Origin of the sequence: Arthrobacter sp. KN11-1C (genome assembly GCF_052180225.1) — a bacterium.
Lineage (GTDB): Bacteria > Actinomycetota > Actinomycetes > Actinomycetales > Micrococcaceae > Arthrobacter.
Window position 1 is genome coordinate 3,958,592 of the sequence record NZ_CP197467.1, and the last position, 23,473, is coordinate 3,982,064.

At 65.7% G+C, this 23,473-nt stretch carries 21 protein-coding genes and 1 riboswitch; of the genes, 14 read left to right on the forward strand and 7 right to left on the reverse strand.

Going from position 1 to position 23,473, the window contains the following annotated elements; all coding sequences use genetic code 11:
• Positions 1–26: 26 nt before the first annotated feature.
• From ACSBOX_RS18440 to ACSBOX_RS18455, 4 genes are all read right to left on the reverse strand, one after another.
• Positions 27–1,049: a diguanylate cyclase domain-containing protein gene (locus ACSBOX_RS18440; protein ID WP_442543753.1), complete on the reverse strand. Its 1,023-nt coding sequence runs from the start codon at positions 1,047–1,049 to the stop codon at positions 27–29.
• Positions 1,046–1,366 carry an alpha/beta fold hydrolase gene (locus ACSBOX_RS18445; protein WP_442543754.1) on the reverse strand — a complete coding sequence of 107 codons (321 nt, stop codon included), beginning with the start codon at positions 1,364–1,366 and terminating at the stop codon, positions 1,046–1,048. Before ACSBOX_RS18445 ends, ACSBOX_RS18440 begins: the two co-directional genes overlap by 4 nt.
• Before the next feature lie 18 nt (positions 1,367–1,384).
• A complete protein-coding gene (locus tag ACSBOX_RS18450; protein ID WP_442543755.1) occupies positions 1,385–1,864 on the reverse strand; it encodes an alpha/beta fold hydrolase in 480 nt (159 codons plus the stop codon).
• A 157-nt stretch (positions 1,865–2,021) separates the two neighbouring features.
• Complete coding sequence (locus ACSBOX_RS18455; protein ID WP_442543756.1) at positions 2,022–2,834, reverse strand: hypothetical protein; 813 nt, start codon at positions 2,832–2,834, stop codon at positions 2,022–2,024.
• Between the two features lie 242 nt (positions 2,835–3,076).
• Here ACSBOX_RS18455 and ACSBOX_RS18460 point away from each other — a divergent pair, with 242 nt between their 5' ends.
• From ACSBOX_RS18460 to ACSBOX_RS18520, 13 genes are all read left to right on the forward strand, one after another.
• Positions 3,077–3,817, forward strand: coding sequence for a response regulator transcription factor (locus ACSBOX_RS18460; RefSeq protein WP_442543757.1), 741 nt, complete (start codon positions 3,077–3,079; stop codon positions 3,815–3,817).
• A 12-nt stretch (positions 3,818–3,829) separates the two neighbouring features.
• Entirely contained in the window at positions 3,830–5,308 is a 1,479-nt protein-coding gene (locus ACSBOX_RS18465) for a HAMP domain-containing sensor histidine kinase (RefSeq protein ID WP_442543758.1), read from the forward strand.
• 163 nt (positions 5,309–5,471) lie between these two features.
• Positions 5,472–5,644: riboswitch (cyclic di-AMP (ydaO/yuaA leader) on the forward strand.
• Positions 5,645–5,646: 2 nt separating this feature from the next.
• The gene (locus tag ACSBOX_RS18470; RefSeq protein WP_442543759.1) at positions 5,647–6,369 is read left to right on the forward strand and encodes a hypothetical protein; all 723 of its coding nucleotides are present in this window, start codon (positions 5,647–5,649) and stop codon (positions 6,367–6,369) included.
• A gap of 160 nt (positions 6,370–6,529) precedes the next feature.
• Complete coding sequence (locus ACSBOX_RS18475; RefSeq protein ID WP_442543760.1) at positions 6,530–7,936, forward strand: glycosyltransferase; 1,407 nt, start codon at positions 6,530–6,532, stop codon at positions 7,934–7,936.
• Positions 7,933–9,978: an ArnT family glycosyltransferase gene (locus ACSBOX_RS18480; protein WP_442543761.1), complete on the forward strand. Its 2,046-nt coding sequence runs from the start codon at positions 7,933–7,935 to the stop codon at positions 9,976–9,978. The genes ACSBOX_RS18475 and ACSBOX_RS18480 overlap by 4 nt, the downstream gene beginning before the upstream one ends.
• Before the next feature lie 6 nt (positions 9,979–9,984).
• A complete protein-coding gene (locus ACSBOX_RS18485; RefSeq protein WP_442543762.1) occupies positions 9,985–12,060 on the forward strand; it encodes an ArnT family glycosyltransferase in 2,076 nt (691 codons plus the stop codon).
• Positions 12,061–12,184: 124 nt separating this feature from the next.
• Entirely contained in the window at positions 12,185–13,717 is a 1,533-nt protein-coding gene (locus ACSBOX_RS18490; protein WP_442543763.1) for a sodium:solute symporter family protein, read from the forward strand.
• On the forward strand, positions 13,714–14,979 hold the full coding sequence (locus ACSBOX_RS18495) for an AGE family epimerase/isomerase (protein WP_442543764.1): 1,266 nt from the start codon (positions 13,714–13,716) through the stop codon (positions 14,977–14,979). Before ACSBOX_RS18490 ends, ACSBOX_RS18495 begins: the two co-directional genes overlap by 4 nt.
• Positions 14,976–15,725, forward strand: coding sequence for a 6-phosphogluconolactonase (locus ACSBOX_RS18500; RefSeq protein WP_442543765.1), 750 nt, complete (start codon positions 14,976–14,978; stop codon positions 15,723–15,725). The genes ACSBOX_RS18495 and ACSBOX_RS18500 overlap by 4 nt, the downstream gene beginning before the upstream one ends.
• Entirely contained in the window at positions 15,722–16,486 is a 765-nt protein-coding gene (locus ACSBOX_RS18505) for a sugar isomerase domain-containing protein (protein WP_442543766.1), read from the forward strand. The genes ACSBOX_RS18500 and ACSBOX_RS18505 overlap by 4 nt, the downstream gene beginning before the upstream one ends.
• Positions 16,483–17,646, forward strand: a complete 1,164-nt coding sequence (locus ACSBOX_RS18510) for an N-acetylglucosamine-6-phosphate deacetylase (RefSeq protein ID WP_442543767.1) — start codon at positions 16,483–16,485, stop codon at positions 17,644–17,646. Before ACSBOX_RS18505 ends, ACSBOX_RS18510 begins: the two co-directional genes overlap by 4 nt.
• Entirely contained in the window at positions 17,643–18,920 is a 1,278-nt protein-coding gene (locus ACSBOX_RS18515; protein WP_442543768.1) for a neutral/alkaline non-lysosomal ceramidase N-terminal domain-containing protein, read from the forward strand. Before ACSBOX_RS18510 ends, ACSBOX_RS18515 begins: the two co-directional genes overlap by 4 nt.
• Positions 18,917–19,984 (forward strand): LacI family DNA-binding transcriptional regulator, encoded by a 1,068-nt coding sequence (locus ACSBOX_RS18520; RefSeq protein ID WP_442543769.1) that lies wholly within the window; start codon positions 18,917–18,919, stop codon positions 19,982–19,984. The genes ACSBOX_RS18515 and ACSBOX_RS18520 overlap by 4 nt, the downstream gene beginning before the upstream one ends.
• Here the strand turns inward: ACSBOX_RS18520 and ACSBOX_RS18525 are convergent.
• From ACSBOX_RS18525 to ACSBOX_RS18535, 3 genes are all read right to left on the reverse strand, one after another.
• Complete coding sequence (locus ACSBOX_RS18525) at positions 19,919–20,596, reverse strand: HAD-IA family hydrolase (RefSeq protein WP_442543770.1); 678 nt, start codon at positions 20,594–20,596, stop codon at positions 19,919–19,921. The two genes, ACSBOX_RS18520 and ACSBOX_RS18525, sit on opposite strands and share 66 nt — an antisense overlap.
• Positions 20,597–20,651: 55 nt before the next feature.
• On the reverse strand, positions 20,652–21,029 hold the full coding sequence (locus ACSBOX_RS18530) for a VOC family protein (RefSeq protein WP_236815036.1): 378 nt from the start codon (positions 21,027–21,029) through the stop codon (positions 20,652–20,654).
• Between the two features lie 85 nt (positions 21,030–21,114).
• Positions 21,115–22,581 carry an MFS transporter gene (locus ACSBOX_RS18535; RefSeq protein ID WP_442543771.1) on the reverse strand — a complete coding sequence of 489 codons (1,467 nt, stop codon included), beginning with the start codon at positions 22,579–22,581 and terminating at the stop codon, positions 21,115–21,117.
• 101 nt (positions 22,582–22,682) lie between these two features.
• On the opposite strand from ACSBOX_RS18535, the gene ACSBOX_RS18540 reads away from it, so the two are divergent.
• Positions 22,683–23,390: a TetR/AcrR family transcriptional regulator gene (locus ACSBOX_RS18540; RefSeq protein ID WP_442543772.1), complete on the forward strand. Its 708-nt coding sequence runs from the start codon at positions 22,683–22,685 to the stop codon at positions 23,388–23,390.
• Positions 23,391–23,473: the final 83 nt, after the last annotated feature.

Consider the following 23,473-nt stretch of genomic DNA (forward strand, 5'->3'; position numbering starts at 1 on the left):
CAGGGCCTTTGCAAGGCTTCCAAACCTCACATCGCGTCGCTGGTTTCCAGCTTCGACCCGGCCCTTGGTTTGGATCGGTACATGTCGGCGTCGGCCTCCGTGAGAAGTTGCCGCGCCAATTCTTCCCGCGCCCCGGGGAGCATCGGCCTCATCGCAGCCGTCACGGCGTGGCCGACGGCGAGCTCGACCCGCAGCTGCGACTCGCCCACGAGGCACTCCGGATCGAAGGTGTTCATGATGCGGGAGGCGATCACGGCAATTTCCTCGGGTGATTCCAGGGCCGGGAGGAGAATGACGAATTCGTCACCGCTGTAGCGCGCGACGGTGTCGATGCCGCGGACCGCCCCGGCGAGGCGCCCGGCGACGTGGCCGAGGACCTCGTCGCCCACTGCATGGCCGTAGGTGTCATTGATGTCCTTGAAGCGGTTGATATCGCAAAACAACAGGCCGACGTGCAGGCCATGGTTGCCGGCACGCTCCAAAGCCTCATTGAGGCGCGACGTAAACAACGTCCGGTTCGGCAAATGGGTCAAGGCATCGTGCGTGGCTTGGTGCCTGGCCTCTTCAAGGAGCTTTGCCCGTTCGAGCTCCGATTCTTCGAGCCTGCGCAACGTGGCGGCCAGTTCCCGCTCATAGAGGCGCCTCTCGTGGACGCCGAAAACGACGACGACGTTCAGTTCGGGGGCAGCCGCGTCGAGGGCGTCGGGCTGGAAGACGCCCGGCGAGGGGACGTCCGTGAATATCCGTGTCCGGGACACCGCGAGCAACACCGGCAGCCTTTCGCCGTTGGCGGCGAGGATCTCCACCGCAAGCTCTTTCACGGAGCCGTTGGATTCGATGGCCGGCATGGCGTGGGTCATGAACATGATCCGGTCCCCGGCCGGCAAGAGGGAGAGCAGGTTCAGCCCCAGCAGCGCTTCGTGTCCGCGTCCCGTCCACTCGTACATCGTCCGGTTCGCATCGACGATGGTGCCGTCCGGCCGGGTGAGCAGGTACCCGGCCGGGGCTGCGTCGAAGATCTGCCGATAGTCAACCGTCCCGTCGGTCATACCGGAGTGCCGAGGTAGTCAAGAAGTGCATTGACTGTTTCTTCCGGGGCGGAAGTCTGCGGGAAATGGCCGGTCGCGGCAAGCCTGACGAGGACGCTCGTCGGCATGCGTTCCTGGAGGTAGGTCCCGATGTGTTCAGGAGTGACGACGTCGTCCGTGCTTTGGAGGATGAGCACAGGCAATTCGACGCGGGACAACAAATGGCGCACGTCGGAGAGGAAAGCGACGCGGGCAAAGTCGCGGGCAACCCTGGGGTTGATCCGGCGGAAGCTGCCCTGCAATTCCCGCCCGAACTCGGGTGAGGAGGGGACATTCATGAACACAGGGGCCATCGCCTAGGCCCAGACAAGGTAGTTGGCGTCCAAGGATTCAAAGAGCTCGTCCAGCTCATGGCTGGAATAACCGCCGAAGTAGTCGTCGTCAGGGTGGTTCATATAGCTGGGCGAAGCCGTCACCAGCACGAGCCGGGCGATGCGCGACTGCTGGTCGGCCGTGGCCGCGGCAATGGCCATCATGGCCCCGACGCTGTGGCCGATCAGCGTCACGCCCGTGAGGTCCAGCTCGGCGCAGATCTCCAGGAGGTCGGCAACGTAGGCGTCAAGGCTCGAGTAGCGGGACGAATCATAAAATGCCTGGTCGGATCCCCCCGAGCCCATGTGGTCGAAGAGAACCACGCGGTATTGCTCCGTCAGGAGCGGGAGAATCCGGTCCCACATCTTCTGGTCTGTGCCAAAGCCGTGCGCGAACATCAGGACCTGGCCGTCCGTGGCCCCCAAGACCGTGACATTGTGCCGCTCAACCATCGACGCGGTCATGGATACCCCTCAACTCTCCTGTGCTGTCAGCCTGACCGCCTCCGCACTATCCGCGCCGGGCTCGTCCATGAACCCACGTCCGACGGCCCTTGTCATCGTACCCAACTGACTCGCATTAGATGTCGTTTTGGGGGCCTATAACGACATCAACTGCGGGTTAGTTGGTGGTGCCGGTTCCTTGTGTGGTTGACGCGGTGGCAGTCACGATCTGGATGGACTGGGCCGTGTACTTGTCGGAATCCTTGAGCGCAGTGACCCGCACGCTGGATCCGGACGTCACATCGGCGAGTGTCAGGGTGGTGCCGGTGGTCCCGCTTCCGCGTTGCCGCATGCCTTCAGCTACCACGACGTCGGATCCCAGCACGTAGGTTTTCGTGAACCCGTCCTCGCTCTTGACCGTGATGGAGCTCGCCGAGATGTCGGTGACTGTTCCCAGCTGGCCCGCCATGGTGACGTAGCTGCCGTTCTGGAGGACAACGTATTCCGAGTGGACCGCTGCGTTCAGGCCGCCCATGCCCACCCCGAGCCCGCCCGGACCTGCGTTCGTGCCGCCGGGGCCTCCGAATCCGCCCTGGCCGTTCTGCCCGGCACCCGGACCCTGCGCGTTGGTGGTGTCAGCCACCGCGGTCCCGTTGCCGGCGGCATATGCACCGGCTCCGGCCGCCGCAGCGACCACCACCGCGACGCCGCCAACAATGAGCCCCTTCTTCAGGCTCCAATTCTTGAAAAACGAGGGTCGGGGCTGTCCGGCGTTGTATTGCTGCGGAGCACCCCAGCCAGCGGCAGGCTGCTGGTTCACCGGCTGCTGCGGAGCGCCCCAGCCAGAGGCTGGCTGCTGGTTCACCGGCTGCGGCGGAGCACCCCAACCAGCGGCAGGTTGCCCGGAATCATCAACGGGACGGATCACCGGCTGCGGGTGCCCGTTCTCCGGCTCGGAACCAGGTACGGAGGGGTTGTTTTGCTGATCCATGATGTTCTCCATCGAAGTCGAGACTGGTTGGTCGCGGTTGTTCTTGTCCCAATCAGCGTCAGCCGCGTTGCTGTGCGTTGGCTGTGCCGAACTGAAGGCTTCCCTGTGACCTGCGGCGGTGTTGTGTCGGATTCTGCTGGGGGAACCCGCGCAACCTTTGGACAGGTGGCTAGGCTGGGACTCACAGGGTGCTCACAGCAACGGCTAAGCACCGGCAAACCGGCAGATTGGAGAGTTGTCCCATGGCATCCTCGCACTCCATGACCAACAACCTTCCGCAGCTCAGCCACCCGGACGGTTCTCCCATCCGTGCCCTCGTGGTGGACGACGAACCCAGCCTCGCCGAGCTCATGAGCATGGGACTGCGCATGGCGGGCTGGTCGGTGGCGGTGGCCGGCGACGGTCCTGCCGCCGTGAAGCTCGCCAAGGACTTCCGTCCGGACGTCCTGGTGCTGGATGTGATGCTTCCAGGGTTCGACGGCGTTGAGCTGCTGGGCAGGATCCGCGCCTTCGCGCCCGAGGTGCCTGCGCTTTTCCTCACCGCCAAGGACGACGTGCAGGACCGGATCGTGGGGTTGGCCGCGGGCGGCGACGATTATGTCACCAAGCCCTTCAGCATGGAGGAAGTCCTCCTGCGCCTGCACCGCCTGGTCCAACGCTCGGGCGTGGCCGCGATGGACACGGCCGAGCTGGTGGTAGGCGACCTGACCCTGAACGTCGACACCCGCGAAGTCACCCGCGGCGGCGAAGACATCCCGCTCACGGCGACCCAATTCGAGCTCCTGCGCTACCTCATGGAAAATCCCAAGCGCGTGGTCAGCAAGGCCCAGATCCTGGACCGCGTGTGGGACTACGATTTCGGCGGGCAGGCCAACATCGTGGAGCTTTACATCTCATACCTGCGCAAGAAGATCGAGGCCCACCATCCGCCCATGATCCACACCGTGCGCGGAGCCGGCTACGTCATCAAGCCTGCCGAATAGCCGGGGCGCCGAATGTCCGCACTCTCCGGTATCCCCCGCCAGACCGACCACAGCTGGTTCAATCCCTCAACCTGGCACTTGCGCACCCGCTTGATCCTCCTTTCCATGGCGCTCCTCGTGGCCATCTGCGGCGCAGTCGGGATAGTCAGCTATGCCTCCATGGACGTGTTCCTCACGAAGCAACTGGACCAGCAATTGATGCAGGCCTCGCACGGCCGCCCGCCGCAAGGCAATCCCGGCGGCCGTCCAGACCCCTTGGATCCCCGGGGCCAGAGCATCGGCACCCTGAACGCGCGAATTCTTGGCGGCCAGGTGAGCAGCGACGCAGGATTCCTGTCCTCCGATGCCACCCGAACGCCGTTGTCACCCAGCGATGCCGGAACACTGTTGGCTCTCCCCTCCGACGGCCACCCTGTTGATCGCACCCTCTCCAATGGGGGCTACCGCCTGGTAGCCGCCGAAACTCCGTATGGCGATGTTGTCATCACGGGGCTGCCCCTCGCCTCGAAGGAGGACACCGAGGCCTCGCTCGTGTGGACCATGGTGCTGGTGTCCCTGGGCGGGCTGGTCCTGATCGGACTGGCCGGAACCGTCCTGATCCGCCGCACCATGCGCCCCTTGGAGCAACTTTCCGACGTCGCCACGAAGGTATCGAAACTTCCGCTCGACGCCGGTGAGGTGGCACTCGCGGTGCGCGTTCCGGCGTCGGCTGCCCACCCGGGCACGGAGGTGGGAAGCGTCGGCCACGCATTGAACCTCATGCTGGACAACGTCTCGAGCGCCCTCGAGGCGCGCCAGCAAAGCGAAACGAAAGTGCGCCAGTTCGTGGCCGACGCGTCACACGAACTACGGACTCCGCTGACGGCCATCCGCGGCTACACAGAGCTCTTGCGCATGACCGAGACGTTCACCGAGGACGGCCGCAAGTCACTGGGCCGGGTGCAAAGCCAGTCCGAACGCATGACCACCCTCGTGGAGGACCTCCTTCTGCTGGCCCGGCTGGATGAAGGAAAGGCCCCGGAGTTCACCGATGTGGACCTCACCCAGTTGGTGATCGAAACCGTCAGCGACGAGAAAGTCATGGCCCCCGAGCACATCTGGCAGCTCAAGCTCCCGGATGAGCCACTCACGGTCCGCGGCGACACCACACAACTCCACCAGGTCCTGGCGAACCTGCTCTCCAATGCCCGCAAGCACACGGAGGCGGGTACCACGGTGGTCACGGGCGTCATGCGTTCCGCCGATGGCAGCGCCGTGGTGACAGTGACCGACAACGGGCCGGGCATCCCGCCGGATTTCCAGGGCAGGATCTTCTCGCGCTTTGCCCGTGCCGACGCCGCCCGCTCCGGTTCCGAGGGCACGTCAGGGCTCGGCTTATCGATCGTGGAATCCATCGTTCAGGCGCATGGCGGTACTGTCGAAGTGGCATCGCGGCCAGGCCGGACCGAGTTTGCGGTGCGCCTTCCGGCGCTGAGGACCGCCACGGCCTGAAGACCGTTCACAGAATCACGACGCCGGTTCGCGACGAGCGCAAGTCGACGCACCGGCGTCGTGATCTCCGTTACCCAAATGTGACTTAAGCCGGATCCTCCTGTACCGTCGAATAGGTGCGCTGGATCATTCCGGCCGCCGCCGGGTAGGCGCCGAGCTCTGCCCCTCCCCGGTGCCAACAGTCCAGGCAGAGACGGGGGACCCAGGTCTCCGGGCAAGCGCTCATGTTGAGCCAGCCCTAGGGGTGAAGCCGCACCGCCACGATTCCCTGTGGCCACGGCCGGATGACCTCATCCGAATCCGACAGCTAACTCCGCAGGCGTCGAGAGGCAATCACCATGTCTGATTCCAGGAATCAGTCGCGCTCTGTTGCGCGCCACCGCGGCGAACCTGCCCGGAGAAACAAGTCACGTTCCACGTTGAGGCGAGCCGCCTCGAACCTCGGCACCGGCCAGCGCATGGCAGTTGTTGCCAGCGTCGTCGCCGTGTTCCTCGGCGCCGGTGCTGCAACCCAGGCCGCCGGACAAGCCATCAATGCCCAGGACATGAGCCGCTCGTCGGACTCCCGCGCGGCTAGCCACTCAGCCACTCCATCGGCCACCGCCACGCCGTCGGCGAGCGCGAGCGCCAAGCCCAGCGCCACGCCGGTTCCGAGCCAGGCAGCCGCCCCGGCTCCGGCCGCCGTCGCGCCCCAGGCGGCAGCTCCGGCAGCCCCCGCCGCGCCTGCTGCCCCGGCCGCACCTGTCGCCCTCGACGACCCTTCCGGCGCCCAGGCCTATGCCGCAAGCCTTCTCCCCTCCTACGGTTGGGGTCAGGGCGAGATGTCCGCACTGGTCACCTTGTGGAACAAGGAATCGGATTGGCGCACCACTGCCACCAACGCCTCCAGCGGCGCCTACGGAATCGGGCAGTCGCTGCCGGGCGAGAAAATGGCATCAGAAGGCGCCGATTGGCAGACCAACTACCAGACGCAGATCCGCTGGGGCCTGAACTACATCAAGGAACGCTACGGATCGCCCTCCGCGGCGTGGTCCTTCCACCTCGCGAACAACTGGTACTAAGCCAAGAGTCACGCACAAAGCACACAGAGGTCCGTCCCTTCAGGGGCGGACCTCTGCGTCTAGTGGCCAAACATGTGATTCGCCATGCCGGTCACACATCCACAGCCATGTCACAGGTTCCGCCTAAAGCCCTCATAATCGGCAGCCGCACTCTGGATACATGACGCTCATCGAATCCACCTCCGGTACCCTGAAGGACCCCGCGGTGGTGCCGCCGGGCCTTCCCCTCCAACCCAACGCTCCCCTCCAGCCCAACGCTCCCCTCCAGCGCAGCACTTCCATCCAGCGCAGCACGGTGCGGCGCGCCCCCGTGGACACCCACACCGCCATCCCCGTGCTCGATGTAACGATCCCTGTCTTCAACGAGGAACGCGACCTCGAAGAGTGCCTGCGCCGGCTTCACGGCCACTTGCGCGAGTCGTTCCCGCACGGCTTCCGCATCACCGTCGCGGACAACGCGAGCACGGACAGCACCTTGAAGATCGCCGAACGCGTGGCGAGGGAGCTGCCCGAACTCGCTGTTGTCCATCTCGAGGAAAAGGGACGCGGCAACGCCCTGCGCAAAGTGTGGCTCGCATCGCCGTCCCCGGTTCTCGCTTACATGGACGTGGATCTGTCCACCGACCTCGCCGCACTGGCGCCCCTTCTGGCACCGCTGATCTCCGGCCACTCCGACCTTGCCATCGGCACGCGCCTGACGCGGAGCTCGCGGGTTGTCCGCGGCCCCAAGCGCGAGTTCATTTCGCGCAGCTACAACCTGATGCTGCACTCGTTCATGGGCGCCCGTTTCAGCGATGCGCAGTGCGGCTTCAAGGCGATCCGGGCAGATGTCGCCCAGCAGATCCTCCCCCACACCATGGACAACTCGTGGTTCTTCGACACTGAGCTCCTGGTGGTCGCCGAACGCTGCGGACTCCGGGTCCACGAAGTTCCCGTTGACTGGATCGACGATCCCGATTCCAGCGTGGACGTGGTGCGGACCGCCCTGGCAGACATCCGCGGCATGGTCCGGCTGACCCGGGATCTCGTCTCGGGCCGCATCCCCATTCCGGAACTGCGCGCTGCACTTGCTCGCGGGCCGCTTCCGGCGTCATCGCGTACTGCCGAGCAGAGCCCGCGCAGCAGCCTTTTCGGGCAACTGGTCCGTTTCGCCGCGATCGGCGCTGCCTCCACCCTGGCTTATGTACTCATCTTCCTGTTCTGCCGCGGCTTCATGGACCCGCAGCTGGCCAACTTCCTGGCGCTGCTCGCCACGGCCATCGCCAACACCGGCGCCAACCGGCGCTTCACCTTCGGCATCCAGGGCGGCAATCCCGTCCGGCACCACTTCGAGGGGTTGATCGTCTTCGGGATCGGCCTCGCACTCACCTCCGGGGCACTCGCCTTGGTGCACAGTACGACGTCGCCCGACCGCTGGGGTGAGCTCCTCACCGTCGTCGCGGCGAACCTCGCAGCCACCGCAGTCCGCTTCCTCCTGTTCCGACTTTGGGTCTTCCGGCAGCCAGCCGCGCAGGCGACTGCACCCACCACACAAGCCACAACGCGCACAGAAACGGCAGCATCATGACCTCCACGATTACTCCCGCAAGCACAGGACCCGCCGGTGCAGAGGCTCCTGCCGCCGTCGGGACTGGCATTCCTGGTTCTGGCGACGCACCCCGTCACTCGGCCGGCGCGTCAATCCCCGGTGCCACGCCCCGCTGGACCCGATACGCCTTTGGACGGCAGCCCCGCTGGGTGCGCCCGTCCGCCGCCGGGCTCCTCGTAGCCACCGCGTTCCTGTATCTCTGGAACCTCGCTGCCACCGGCTACGGAAACTCCTTCTACGCCGCGGCCATCCAGGCCGGCACCAAGGACTGGACGGCGTTCCTCTTCGGTTCGCTCGACGCCGGCAACGCCATCACCGTGGACAAGCCCCCGGCCTCTTTGTGGATTCCCGCTTTGGCGGGCCGGATCTTCGGCTTCTCGCCCCTGAGCATGCTGGTTCCCGAGGCACTGATGGGCGTGGCCGCCGTCGGCTTCCTCTATTTGACGGTCAAACGGGTCTCCGGACCGGGCGCGGGCCTATTGGCGGGTGGCGCTTTGGCCCTGACTCCGGTGGCGGCGCTCATGTTCCGCTTCAACAATCCCGACGCCATGCTGACCCTTTGCCTGGTCCTGGCCGCGTACTTCACTACCCGTGCCATCGAACGCGCGGGCTGGAAGTGGCTCGCGGCAGCCGGCGCCGTCGTGGGACTCGCGTTCCTGGGCAAGATGCTGCAGGGATTCCTGATTGTTCCGGGCCTCGGACTCGCATATCTCTGGGCCGCCCCCACCCCGCTGCGGCGGCGCTTGCTGCACCTGCTCGGCGCAGTGGGCGGTATCGCGGTAGTGGCCGGCAGCTACATCGCCCTCTTCCAGCTGACTCCGGTTTCGGCACGGCCTTACATGGCAGGTTCGCAAACCAACAGCTTCCTCGAGCTGACTTTTGGCTACAACGGGCTGTCCCGCATCACCGGCTCGGGAGAGGGCACGCCCGGTGGAGGCGGCGGGCCCGCCGGGGGCGGCTTCGGCGGCGGTGGCGGCAACACCGGCTTCGGCGGGGCAGCCGGGATCACCCGCATGTTCGGCACGAGCTTCGGTGCCGAGGTCTCCTGGCTTCTCCCTGCTGCGCTGATTCTTCTGGCAGCCGGCCTGTGGTTCACCCGGAGGGAAGCGCGAGCCTCCCGTACCCGTGCCGCGCTCATCCTGTGGGGCGGCTGGCTCCTGGTCACGGCGGGAGTGTTCAGCTTCATGAGCGGCATCGTCCACCCCTACTACGCGGTAGCCCTCGCACCGGCAATCGCCGCCCTGGTGGGGATTGGCAGCGTTGAGCTGTGGCGGGGCCGCGGGTACTGGCCGGCCAGGATCGTCCTGGCGGTGGTAGTCCTCGGCAGTTCAGCGTGGTCCGCGGTTCTCCTCGGCCGCGACGCCTCCTGGCTTCCGTGGCTGCGCATCGTGATCGTTGTCCTGGGCGTGGTGGCAGCCGCGGCAATCCTGCTCCGCCTCGACTCACTGCGGCCCGCGGGCCGGTTCCGGAGCGCAGCGGCGGCGGCCGTCGTCGTCGTCTCCCTTCTGGCCGGCGGCCTCGGAACAGCGGCGTGGACGCTCGCGACGGCGGCTACCGCGCATTCCGGGTCCATCCCGACGTCGGGTCCCGCCGGCTCCGCCATGGGCGGCTTCGGAAACCGCGCTGGAGGGTTCGGAGCAGGTGGTGGCGCGGCCCAGGCAGGAGGGCCCGGTTCCGAGGGAACGGCCGACGCCGGACTGACCGCGCTGCTGTCGTCCACCACCACGAAGTGGTCGGCGAGCGTCTCCGGCGCCACGCAGGCCGCAAGCCTTGAACTCGCCACGAACACCAACGTGATCGCACTCGGTGGCTGGAACGGCGGCGATCCCTACCCCACGCTGGCACAGTTCCAGGCCATGGTGGCCAAGGGACAGATCGGCTACTACATCGAGGGTGGCGGCATGGGTGGCGGCGGCGGATTCGGAGGCCAAAGCGGCAATTCCGAGGTAGCCTCCTGGGTACAAGCCAACTTCCAAGCCCAGACCGTGGGCAACTCCACCGTCTACAAGCTGACAAAGTAGATTCCGATGACCACGTCCTATTCCACAGAAACAGATTCCACGCCGGGGCAGCCGGTTCCGCCGTCGAGTTCGGTAGGGCGGCAGGTAGCGGCCGCTCCCCAGGCAGGGGGCGACCGCGAGCCGCAGGCCCGCGACCCGCACGCCCTGCGGCACCGGGTGGAGCTCGGCATCGTGCTCCTCGCAACGGCGGTCCTGTATCTCTGGAACCTCGGCGCATCCGGCTGGGCCAACCCGTTCTACTCCGCGGCGGCCCAGGCAGGTTCGCAGAACTGGACCGCGTGGTTCTTCGGATCGTCCGACGCCGCCAACTCCATCACCGTGGACAAGCCGCCGGCGTCGCTGTGGATCATGGACCTCTCGGTGCGGGTCTTCGGACTGAGCTCCTGGAGCATCCTGGTTCCCGAGGCGCTCATGGGCGTTGCCACAGCATGGCTGCTGTATCTCGCAGTCCGGCGGGCCGCGGCCCCCGCCACCGGCGATCCGCGGATCGCCCACCGGGCCGGGCTGCTGGCCGCCGTCGTCATGGCCATCACCCCGGTTGCCACGCTCATGTTCCGGTTCAACAACCCGGACGCCCTGCTGGTGCTGCTCATGACGGCCGCCGGCTACGCCACGCTGCGGTCCATCCAGGACAATAAGCTGCGTTGGCTCCTGCTGGCCGGGGTGCTCCTGGGCTTCGGTTTCCTGACAAAGCAGCTCCAGGTCCTGCTGGTGGTTCCCGGGTTTGCCGTGGCGTACGTTGTTGCCGCGCCGGGTGGAGTGGGCCGACGCCTGCTTCGGCTCCTCGGCGCGGGGGCAGCCATGGTGGTCGCCGCCGGCTGGTGGCTCGCCGTCGTCGAACTCGTTCCGGCGAACATGCGGCCGTTCATCGGCGGTTCCCAGAACAACTCCATCCTGGAACTGACGCTCGGATACAACGGCCTCGGCAGGCTGAGCGGCCAGGAGACCGGCAGCGTCGGGGGCGGCAACGGCTGGGGAGTTCCCGGGCTGTTCCGGATGTTCAACAGCGAGTTCGGCGGCCAGATCGCGTGGTTGCTCCCCTCGGTGCTGGTCCTCGGGGCGGGACTCCTGTGGCTGGGCCGCCGTGCCCCCCGCACGGATTCAGTGCGCGCCTCCGTGATCGTGTGGGGCTCGTGGGTGCTGGTCACGGGGCTGGTGTTCAGCTTCATGGCGGGCATCATCCACCCGTACTACGCGGTAGCGCTGGCCCCTGGAATCGCCGGACTCGCCGGCCTGGGTGGCGCGCTCCTGTGGCAGCACCGTGCGCAACTTGTCGCTGCGGTCATGCTCGCCGTCGCAGTGGCCGCAGCGGGATTCACGGCCTTCGAGCTCCTGGGCAGCACCACGGCCTATGGTCCGTTGCTGCGCTGGGCAGTCCTGTTCGGCGCCCTCGCAGCCGCGGCCGGGTTACTCCTTTCGGGACGCTTCACCTCCCGCATCCTTCAGCGCACGACGGCGGCGCTCGCCCTCGCGGCCTCCCTCGCCGGGCCTTTGGCGTACTCCATCTCCACCGCCTCCGTGACGCACAGCGGCGCCATCCCGAGCGCCGGTCCCGCGACGACGTTCGGCGGCTTCGGCGGCTTTGGGGGCCGGGGCGGCTTCGGGCAAAACGGTTTCGGGCAAGCCGGCCAGAACAACGGAACCCAGAACACTCCCCCGCAAGCGCTCCAGCAGTCGGGCACCCAAGGCGGCGGCTTCGGTGGGAACCGGCAAGGCGGCGGCATGGGCGGCCTGCTCGGCGCCACCACGCCGTCGTCGGAAATGGTCGCCACGCTGAAATCCGGCGCCTCGAAGTACACGTGGGCGGCCGCCGTCGTTGGCTCCAACAACGCCGCCGGCTACCAGCTGGCCACCGAACTGCCCGTCATGGCGGTGGGCGGCTTCAACGGCACGGACCCGTCCCCCACGCTCGAACAGTTCCAACAACTCGTGGCACAAGGCAAGATCCACTACTTCATCGCCGGCGGAACCATGCAGGGCAGCAGCGGATCCGAAGCCCCTGCCCAGATCGCGCAATGGGTGGCCGCGAACTTCCAGGCACAGTCCATCGGCGGAACCACCGTGTACGCGCTGGCGGGCTGAATCCGGAACTGAAGCACCCGCAGGAAAACTTTCAAAAAGACTCTTGTTTTGCAAACGTTTGCAGAGAAAAGTGGATGCCACTGCAGATCCCGTTTCCAAGCTTTCGTTGCATCAAGGAGGATGTATGTATTTCGCCGACTGGCTCGTTTTAGGGGCCTACTTCGTCGTGATGATAGGGATCGGCTGGTGGGCCAAGAGCCGAGTGAAAAACGCCGCGGACTTCTTCACGGCCGGTGGGAAGATGCCGTGGTGGCTCGCGGGAATCTCCCACCACATGTCCGGCTATTCGGCAGCCGTCTTCGTTGCCTACGCCGCCATCGCCTACACCACCGGCTTCGCACTGTATGTCTGGTGGGCGCTCACCATCACCATCGCCTGCCTCATTGGCTCCGTCTTTTTCGCCCCGCGCTGGCCGCGCCTAAGGCAGCGCCTGGGCATCATCTCCCCGCTCGAATACCTGGCCACGCGCTACAACCTGCCCGCGCAGCAAGTACTGGCATGGTCCGGCGCCGCCTTGAAAGTCTTCGATGTTGCGGCCAAGTGGGCGGCCAGCGCCATCCTGCTGAACGTGTTCGCCGGGGTTCCCATTGCGGTTGGCATCCTGATCGTCGGCGGGGTCACGCTCATCTACTCGACCGTTGGCGGCTTGTGGGCTGACGCCTTGACGGATATGGGCCAATTCATCATCCAGTCCGTAGCGGGCGTCGCGATGCTCATCGTCGCCATGGCCAAGCTCGGGGGCGTTTCCTCGATCGCAGGAATCTGGTCCCGGCTGCCGGCCTCCCATTCGCAGCCATTCGCCGGCGACTACACCATCGGATTCTTCCTTGCCTACTGCCTGATCAGCACTATTTCCTATAACGGAGGAACCTGGAATCTGGCCCAGCGCTTCATTGCTGCCCCATCCGGCTCAGCGGCCCGCAAATCAGTCCTGCTTTCGGGCGCACTCTATCTCGTGTGGCCACTGGTGCTTTTCTTCCCCATGTGGGCAGCGCCGCTGATCCTGCCCAATCTGACGCACCCGGACCAGGCCTATGCTCTCCTCACCCAGCAGCTGCTACCGGCTGGCCTGGTAGGCCTGGTTGTCGCCGGAATGTTCTCCCACACCATGGCCATGACCTCTTCGGACGCCAACGCGATTTCCGCCGTCGTCATCCGGGACATCATCCCTGCGCTGCGCGGTTCCCGGCAGCCCCTGACGTCGCGTGCTGAACTACTGGGAGGCCGGATTTCCACGTTCGTGTTCATCGGATTGTCGATGGTCATTGCCCTAAGTGCGGATTCATTCGGCGGTGTTTTGGGCCTGATCATCCTCTGGTTCGGTGCCTTGGTGGGGCCGATCGCCGTTCCCATGTTGCGGGGGATGTTGCGGCCGTTCCGTCGTTGCGGCCCGTCGGCGGCCTTGTTCTCCTGGGCCACCGGTTTGATCGTTTTCGCACTCGGGAAGTACGCCCTGGCCGCTCCCATCGCGAGCTTGGGCACGGCAAGTGCGCAGACTATCAACGTGGCCGCCCCCGTTGTTGCCTCCGCTATCGTCTATTGCGTCTTCGGCTGGTTGCGCCCCTGGCACAACGAGGCGTCCGACGCCCTTGTTGAGTCCCTGGACCGGGACCTCGAGCCGGCCACATCGCTTCCCGTTGAAAGCACCGTGGCATGAGCGCAACGGCATCCGAAATACGGGATCAGCTGCTCAAGGGCGTCCTCCCTTGGTGGCTCGAGAATGGAATCGACAGGAAAGACGGCGGAGTTTTCACGTGCTTTTCCAACTCGGGGCGATTGCTCTCTAACGAAAAATATACGTGGTCCCAAGGCCGCTGGGCTTGGCTCTGTTCAAGGATTGCGTTGGACAGCGAGGCCGGAATCATCGGGGAAGATTCCCGGTTGTGGGCCACGTTGTCGATTGAAACGGCCAGGTTCATCCACGAACACGCGATCCTGGACGGCAGTGTGACCGCGTACCGCACATCGGCCGAGGGGCAGGCGCTGCCGTCCGGGCCGCACGGGGAGGTCGCCGTCAGCGTCCTGGCTGACCTCTTTGCGGCCTTGGGCTTGGCGGGTGCGGCCCGGCTTCCCCAAGCCGCGGGCCGGGAACGTGACGAGTGGCTGCAATCAGCCCATGCGCTTCTTGCCCACGCCGAAGAACGGATCGAGGCCCGGAGCGCTCCGTCCGAGCCATACCCCGTCCGGGCCGGATTCAAGGACGCGGCCGGGCTGATGCTGCTGCTGAATGTGGGCGCGCAGCTGCATTTGGCCAGCGGCTCTGCGGAAAGCGCACGCACAGCCGGTGCCGCGCTTTCCCAGCTGCTCGGCGACGGAAACGCCGAAGGAATGTGGAAGGCCGGCACCTGGTGGGAATACCGGCCGGACAACACCGACGACCAGGACACACTCCTGGCCCGCCACCGCACCCCCGGCCACCTGCTGGAGATGCTCTGGATGGTCATGGAGGCTGCGGAGATCATGCCTGGGCTGGCACCCGGAATTCCGGACTGGCTGCCGGACCTTGCCGTCCGGGCCCTGGAAGCCGGTTGGGATGACCGGCATGGCGGTATCTTCCGATACGTCGACAGCACTGGGGACGAACCGCGGGGCAGGCTCTTCGGCAACGACCCCTACGAGGCCCTGGTGACCCAAACGTGGGACACCAAGCTGTGGTGGGTCCAGGTGGAGGCCCTCTACGCAACCAGGCTGCTCGGCGAGCGTTTCGGGCGCCCCGACCTTCTGGACTGGCATGAGCGCATCTGGTCCTACACCCTCGATACTTTTCCGGACCCCTCCGGCCAGGAGTGGCTGCAAATTCGCGACCGCGATGGGAACCCCCTCGACAAAGTCGTGGCGCTGCCCGTCAAGGACCCCTTCCATATAGCCCGATCACTCCTCCTGACCACAGAACTAGAAACCCGAAGGACTCACACGTGACAGAACTGACCACTTACAGCCCGGCCGTTTCCGCACACCCCGACCGCGCCGCATTGGGGAAACATGCCGGCGCGCACGCAGCGGAAACGCTGCGCAGGGCGCTCCGGAACCAGCACGAGGTCCGGCTGATGCTGGCGGCAGCTCCCAGCCAGGAGGCAACGCTTCTGGCCCTTGCCCAGGAACCCGGCATCGATTGGAGCCGGCTGACGTGTTTCCATATGGACGACTACCTCGCGCTGCCGGCCGACGCACCCCAAGGATTCGGAAACTGGTTGGAGCGCACGTTCTTCAGCCAACTGCCGCCTACTACCTTTCACCGCATCAACCCGGGAAATCCCGCCGAAGAGGAGGCTGGACGCTACGGCACGCTGATGGGCCAAGATCCCTTTGACCTCGTGCTGCTGGGACTGGGAGTGAACGGCCATCTTGCCTTCAACGATCCCCCGGCCGACCTTGCCGACCCGTTGCCCGCACGCGTCATTACCCTCGATCAGGTAAGCCGCCAGCAACAGGTGGACGAAGGGCATTTCCCCGGTTTTGACGACGTTCCGCAGCGCGCCATCACCGTCTCCATCCCGCGCTTGCTGCACGCCTCAGAAATCATCGCTTCCGTTCCCGGCAGTGCGAAAAAGATGGCCGTCCACAACACGCTGAACCAGCCGATCAGCGGAGACCATCCCGGTACTGCGCTGCGCACGCACCCCCACGTCACCATCTACCTCGACGCCGAGTCGGATCCCCGATGAACGCAAGTGAACAGTTCTCGGCGGACTACCTCGGGAAAATCACCGAGCTCCTCGGGCGAATCCGCTTGGAAGAAGCCGAAAACATCGGAGTTGCCGCGGACCTTCTCGCGGCCCGGGTGGCCGAGGACCAACTGGTACACATCTACGGCCCGGGCGGTCATTCAAACCTGGCAAGCCAGGAAGTGTTCTTCCGGGCAGGTGGGCTGATGCACGTCTCCGCCATTTTGGACGAAGGCACCCTGCTCTCCAACGGCGCCCTCCGCTCAATGGCCATGGAACGGACTCCGGGTTACGGCCGGATCGTCATCCAGGATGCGGGCCTCGGACCAGGGGACGTCCTCATCCTGGTCAACGCGTACGGCATCAACAGCGCCCTCATCGACGCGGCCCTGACGGCACGCGAACTATCGGTCAAGACCATTGGCGTTTCCTCGCGCGAGCATGCAGAGGAAACAGCCAGTGACCACCCTGCACGGCATCCGCAAAAACTAAACCTGCACGACGTCGTCGACCACCACATTGACACGAAGGTTCCTATCGGAGACGCCGTCATGAAGGTTCCGGGGGCACAGGAGAAAACGGCCGCCGTGTCCACGTTCGCCAACGCCTTCACCCTGAACTGGCTCATGATGTCCACCATCAGCAAGCTGAACGAAATGGGGATTGAGCCGCCATTGTGGAGATCGGGAAACGCGCCCGGCGGGGACGCAGCCAATCAGCAATTCATTTCACGTTTCAAAGGACGGGTACACAAGCTGTGACACACCCCAAAACGATTGTGGGCAAAGACCCCCATCTGGGGGTCAACCTGGAAATCGCCTACGACACGACCATCCTGTCGGTGCGGGAGATCGACCCTGGCCAAGGGCTGCCCGTCATCGCACCGGGATTTATCGATGGCCAGGTCAACGGATACGGCGGACTGGATGTCAACGCCCCCGACGTCACACCGCAAACGATCATCGACATGGGCGCAGAGCTGGCGAAGCTGGGCGTCACCACGTGGGTGCCCACCATTGTGACGGCGTCGGAAGAGGCAATCACTGGCGCGCTCGAACAGATCAAGCGGGCATGCGACATTGACCCAGCCACCCGCGCAGCCATCCCTTGCGTCCATATCGAGGGCCCGTTCATCTCGGACCAGGACGGTCCCAGGGGCGTCCACGACGCCGATTTCGTCCGCCCCTTGGACGTCCAGGAGGTCCGGCGCTGGCTTCGCGCAAGCGGAATGGTCGGCATCGTCACCGTCTCGCCGCATACCCCTGACGCCCCGACCCAGGTCGCCCGAATCCGCGAACTCGGCGTCGAAGTGGCCATAGGACACACGCACGCAAGTCCCGAACAAATCACCGCTGCCATCAACGCGGGAGCCAGGCTGGCCACCCATCTGGGCAACGGGATCGCCACCACCCTGCCCAGGCACCCCAACGCCCTGTGGACGCAACTGGCGGACGACCGCCTCACGGCAGGACTCATAGCGGACGGGCACCACCTGCCCAGCGACACGTTGAAAGTCATGATCCGGGCAAAGACACCCGAACGCGCCTACCTGGTCTCGGACAGCACCGCGCTGGCCGGCAGCGAGCCTGGCCGCCATCGCACTTCCGTGGGTGGCCTGGTGGATCTTGCCCCGGGCGGGAGGCTCTCCCACGTGGGCACGGATCTGCTCGCGGGGGCCGCCGCCACCCTGCCGGACGGTTTCCGCAACGTGATCCGAAACGTCGGCCTGGGGCTTCCGGAGGCCCTCAAAATGGTGACCTCCACTCCCGCCCGGGTGATCCCGGGGACCCGTCCGGGGCTCGGCCACCTTCGAGTCGGTTCCCCCGCGGATTTTGTCTTGATCACCGGGGAAGGACCCGAAACAGGGACCATTACCGAGGTTTTCCAGTCCGGCCGGAAAGTATCTGGCGGACCGGAATGAGCACCTCCCAAGCCGAGCAGCCCACCGTGCGGGTGGGCGCCGCCGTCGTCGGGATCTCGCCGCCCGCGGGTACACCGCTGGCCGGATTCGCGGCGAGGACGGAACCGAGCACCGGTGTCCACGATCCGCTAACCGTCCGGGCGTTGGCCGTCGATGACACCTGCTTGATCACCGTGGATGTATGCGGCCTCCATGAAGACACATGCACCCGCATCGCACACGCTTTGCCCTTTGTGCCGGAGCGCGTCGCGATCACCGCGACGCATACCCACGCGGGTCCGTGCGTCATGCCGGGCCGGCTCGGGGGCCATGACCCGGCGATCCTGGAGGAGATCGTCGTGGCTTGCCACGAGGCCGCGGAGTCCGCCGTGGCCGCGCAGCAGCCGGCGACCCTGCGCTACGGCGAATCGCGCGGGGTAGATGTTGCGAGGAACCGACGCCATCCCGAACGCGCAGTGGATCCTCCCGTCCAAGTTGCCACGTTCAGCGACCCAGCCGGACAAGTGCTGGCCTGGATCGTGCTCTATCCCTGCCATCCGGTGGTCCTGGGCCCGGAAAACCGCCTCATCAGCGGCGACTATCCGGCGTTCACCAGGAACGTCCTGGAGGAACGTTCCCCCGGCTCAGTGGCCCTTTTCCTGCCCGGGACCGCCGGGGACATCAATTCGGGCCATCGCGCCGACGCGTCGTACTCGCTTTCCGGCTCGGCGGGCAGGACGATGGAGCAGGCGCGCAAGATCGGAGAACATGTGGCGGCATCCGTTGTGGAGACCCCGCTAGTGCCGGTCTTCGATTCCGGGAAGACCTCCGCCGCCCGGAGGACCATCAGCCTCGCAATGACTTCGCGCGACGCCGATTCCCCCGCGGAGTTGGGCCGGAAGTGGGAGGCTGAAGCGGTTTCGGCGGATCCCGGCCGGCGATCCCTTCTCAACGCGTGGCGGCAATGGGCCAAGGACCGGAGCCCCGAAGAGGACATGTCCTGGCGCGCACCGGTGAGCGTCTTCAACTGGCACGGCCTGACCCTCGTAGGATTACCCGGAGAACCATTCCTGGCCACCACGGAAGCCGTCGCCTCCAAGGTGGACGGTCCCGTCATGGTCACCGGCTACACCAACGGCTGCCCGGGATACTTTCCGACCGCCGACGAATATGACTTCGGAGGATACGAAGTGGAGGACGCGCACCGCTACTACGGGATGCCCGCCCCCTTTGCGCCTGGCAGTGCCGAAGCCTTGGTCCAGGCCGCCTTGGAACTCACGGGTGAGCTCCAATGACGGGCCGTCCAACCATCACGCAGCTGGCGGCCGAACTCGGCATCGCCCCCTCAACCGTGTCGAGGGCCTTCACCCGGCCAAACCTGCTCAAACCGGAGACGGTGGCACTGGTGCAAAAAGCTGCGGAAGCCGCAGGCTATGTACCGAACCATCACGCGCGCGCCCTTTCGACAGGACGTGCGGGCGCCATCGGACTCATCGTGCCGGACATCGCCAACCCGTTCTTCCCCCCGCTGGTCCGGGCGGCCCAAAACTACGCAAGCGATCTCGGACTATCCGTGTTCCTGGCGGACACGGATGAAGATCCCCTTCGGGAAGACCGTCTCATCTCACGGATGGCTCCCCAGGTTGAAGGGCTGATTGTCGTTTCATCCCGGCTCGCCTCGGCCCGCATCCGGCAAATCGCCGACTCCCAGCGGGTGGCGTTCATCAACCGCGATGTTCCCGAGACCTACCGGGTACTCCTGGACACCACGGCAGCCATCCGCTCCGCGCTGACCCACCTGTCGGAGCTCGGCCACCGCCGCGTGGCGTACGTCGGCGGTCCGCCGCAATCATGGGCAAACAAGCAGCGCCGCTCGGCTGTGGATAACTTCTCGAAGGTCCACGCCCTCGAGGTGACGCATTTCAGTGCGGATCCGGGAACCTACGAAGCCGCGAAGGCGCTCAGCGATTCGGTAGCTGCATCCGGAGTCACGGCAGTCATCGCCTTTGACGATGTCATCGCTCACGGCCTGATGGGTGGATTCGCGGCCGCGGGCGTGGACGTCCCGAAGGACTTGAGCGTCATCGGATGCGACGACACCCTCGCCACCACGACCTTTCCCGCCCTTTCCACGATCGCGGTCAATGTCGGCGCCGCGGCCCGGCGCGCCGTCGCTGCCCTCTCCGAGAACCCAGGCTCAACCAGCCTGACCGGAGCGAGGATCATCTTCGAAGGAACGCTTGTCCTCCGCGGAACAACGGGAGGGGTCCGGCCTACATCCAGCCCGCTGACGCTAGAACCGGAGCTCGATCACCCGTCGCCCCGACGCGTCCAGGCTGGACACGGCAGTGACAGCTGAGTAATCCGCGATCTGCCACAGCCCCTCCGCCGCCTCGCCGCCGGCGTCGCCCACCACCACGGTCAGCATGCCGGCCGCACGGGCTGCGGCGATGCCCGCAGGGGCATCTTCGAAGACGACGACGTCGGCCGGCTCGGCACCCAGCAGCGCGGCTGCCGTGAGGTAGCCTTCCGGATCGGGCTTGCCGCGGGTCACGGCCTCGGAGGTGACAGTGGTGGCAGGCATCCCAAGTCCGGCTGCTTTCATACGCACCCCGGCGAGGATCCGATCCGCCGAGGTGACCATGGCGACGGCGTCGGCAGGCAAGGACCGCAGCAGTTCCGAGGCGCCGGGTAGCGCCACGATCCCGTCGGTCCGGGTCCGTTCCATCTCGCCGAGTTCCTCCGCGAGCGCGTCGATGTCGGCTCCGGCCGGTGCGAAACGGCGCACCGTGTCCTTGGCTTGGACCCCGTGTGAAGTCCGCAGGATCTCCTTGATGTCGAGTCCGTACCGGCCCGCGAATTCGCTCCAGACTTGCTCCACGATCGCGGTGGAGTCCACCAAGGTGCCGTCCATGTCGAAGAGGACGGCCCGAACGGTCAGGGTTTTCACGGCTTCAGCAGGCAGGTTCATGCATCCATCCTGCCTGCTGAAACTCGTCCGCGGCCCAACTCTTACGGTGTGAGTCCTAGCCGTTGGGCCTGTTGGGGATGTACTGGACAGCCCATTTGTTGCCGTCCGGATCGGCGAAGTACACAAAGTGGCCCCAATCCTGGACGTCGATGTCGCTGACTTCCACGCCGTTGGCCTTAAGTTGGCTGTGGGCCTCCTGGATGTCTCCCACCACCATCTGCAGGCTGGGAGCGGTGCCTGGAGGGGCGTCGTTCAGGCCTTCGCCGATGCAGATGGAGCAGGCCGAGCCGGGCGGAGTCAGTTGGACGAAGCGGATGCCGTCCATGGGCCGCTCGTCGTAGTCGGCGTTGAAGCCCACCTTGTTGACGTAGAAATCCTTGGCGCGGTCCACATCGGACACGGGGACAAACACAAGTTCAAGTTTCCAGTCCATGCGCCAAAGGCTATCGGCGGAGCCTGAAAACCGGTAGAGGTGGAGCACAACGCGGGGTCACTTACGGCCCATGTTGCTGCTCGAATTAGGCCGTAAGTGACCCCGCGTTGACGAGTTCGACGGCGGAGCCTACTCCCGCTTCGGCTTCGGTCTGGCTTGCGGCGAGTTGGGCCGCGAGGCTACGGGCGCGGGCTCGGGACGGAAGGAGCCACGCCACCAAAGTCGCAAGGACCAGCACGGACGCGCCAACGTAGACGGCGGGAATGGCCGCGTCCACATAGCCCGTGGGAGTAAGTTTGCCGCCGGCTCCGGTGAAGACTGCGGTCAGCACGGCTACGCCCAGTGCTACGCCGATCTCCCGGAGGGTCGAGTTGGTGCCGCTCGCCTTCGCATGGTCCTCGGCGCCCATGTTGGCGAGCACCGCCGTCGACATCGGGGCGAAAACCAGGCCCATGCCGATTCCTGCCGCAATGAAGCCGGGCACCAGGGTTTCGTACGGGACGGTCGCGGAAAGGACTCCGGCCAGCCAGAACATGCCCGCAGTGAGCAGCACGAGGCCCGCGATCATCAGGGTCCTGGTGCCAAGCCGCGGTGCCAACAGACCGGCGAGCGGTGCCACGAACATGGGGGCCAGGGTCCAGGGCATGGTCATGACGCCGGCGGCGAGGGGTCCGTGGCCCTGCACCACCTGCAGGAACTGGATGAGGATGAAGACGGAGCCGAAGATCCCGAAGCTGAAGGTCAGGCCGATCAGGTTGGCCACGGTGAAGCTGCGGTCGCGGAAGAGCCGGAGCGGAAGCAGCGGCGCGGCAACGCGGGATTCCCACAGAACGAAGGCAAGCAGCAGGACCCCGCCACCGATCAAGGCGCCGAGGACTTCGGCACTGGACCAGCCGGCGTCGTTCCCTCGGACGATGCCGAAGACGAGCCCCAAAAGCCCCAGTCCGGAGAGAAGAAGGCCTACGACGTCGGCGCGGACCCGGGCACCGAAGCTGTTCGGCAGCGCGAAAAGCGCCAGCGGAATCGACAGGATGCCGATAGGAACGTTGAGCCAGAAGATCGCTTCCCAGCTCCAGCCTTCAACGACGGCGCCGCCGATCAGCGGCCCAAGGGCGACACCCAGGCCGGAGACTCCGCCCCAGATGCCGATCGCGAGTGGGCGCAGCTTGACGCTGACCGAGCCCGCCAGCAGGGTGAGCGATAGCGGCATGAGCGCCGCGGAACCAACGCCCTGGACGGCGCGGGCCGCGATGAGCTGCCCCGGGTCCGTGCTGAGGGCCGCCGCTGCGGAGGCGAGGGTGAAGATGGCGAGGCCGGCGATGAACACGTGGCGGCGTCCGAAGCGATCCCCGAGTCCGACGGCCAGCAACATGAACGCCGCGAAGCTCAGGGAGTAGGCGTTGACGATCCATTGCAGTTCCTCGACGCTCGCGCCGAGGGCCTTGTGCATGACGGGCAATGCGTTGGTGACCACGAGGTTGTCCAGGGTGGCCATGAACACGGGAAGGGAGGCGGCCACGATGGCCAGCCAAACGGGAATGGTGCGTTTCATGATGACTCCACGGGGTCGCTGAGGTGCCGCTAAGTTGGAATGTTGTAATCGAATGATTACTTAGAAACCAAAGTTAGTTATCGACTGATAACATGTCAAGTGTGGTGAAGAAAACAGTGGGCACAGGCGCCCCGGAAGCAGGCTCAGGCAGCCAGGCAACTGCCGAACGCATACCTGCGGCTCAACGGCGCGAGCTGATCCTGGATGCCGCTACCGGTGTCTTCGCCGAGCGTGGCTACGCCGGTTCCACCACCGACCAAGTGGCCAAGGCTGCGGGCATCAGCCAGCCGTATGTCGTGCGGATGTTCGGCACCAAGGAGACGTTGTTCCTGGAGGCTCTGGACCGCGCACACGGCAAGTTGATGCGCGCATTCCGCGAGGTCATCGCCGCGTACGACGCCGGAGACCTCGCCGAAGAACTGCAGCACCTCGATCCTGCCGCCGGGAACGGCCGCCCGGAACAGCTGAAGCAACTCATGGCCATCGCGTATGCGGACCTGGTTGAAGACCGCGGGATCCTCATGATGCTGATGCAGGCCTTTGTGGCAGGCCATGAACCCGCCATCGGGGCACGGGCCAGGGAAGGCTTCCTGGATATCTACCGCTTGGTGCGGGACGAGGCAGGCCTGTCCCCCGAAACCTCCCGCGACTTCCTTGCGCAGGGCATGCTGATGAACACCCTGATCGGCATCCGCCTGCCGGAAGTCTACGAACAGGACGAGACCGCCGAGGAGTTGCTTGAATGCACACTGCGGTCGAAGCTGCCCATGGTGCTCAAGGCAAGCCGGGCCCAGCGCCGGGCGGGTTAGTTCCTAGCTGCCGAAACCGTGGGTGTGGGCCGTGGGCTGCGTTCTGGAACGCAGCCCACGGCCCGCACCCACGAATTGGCGGA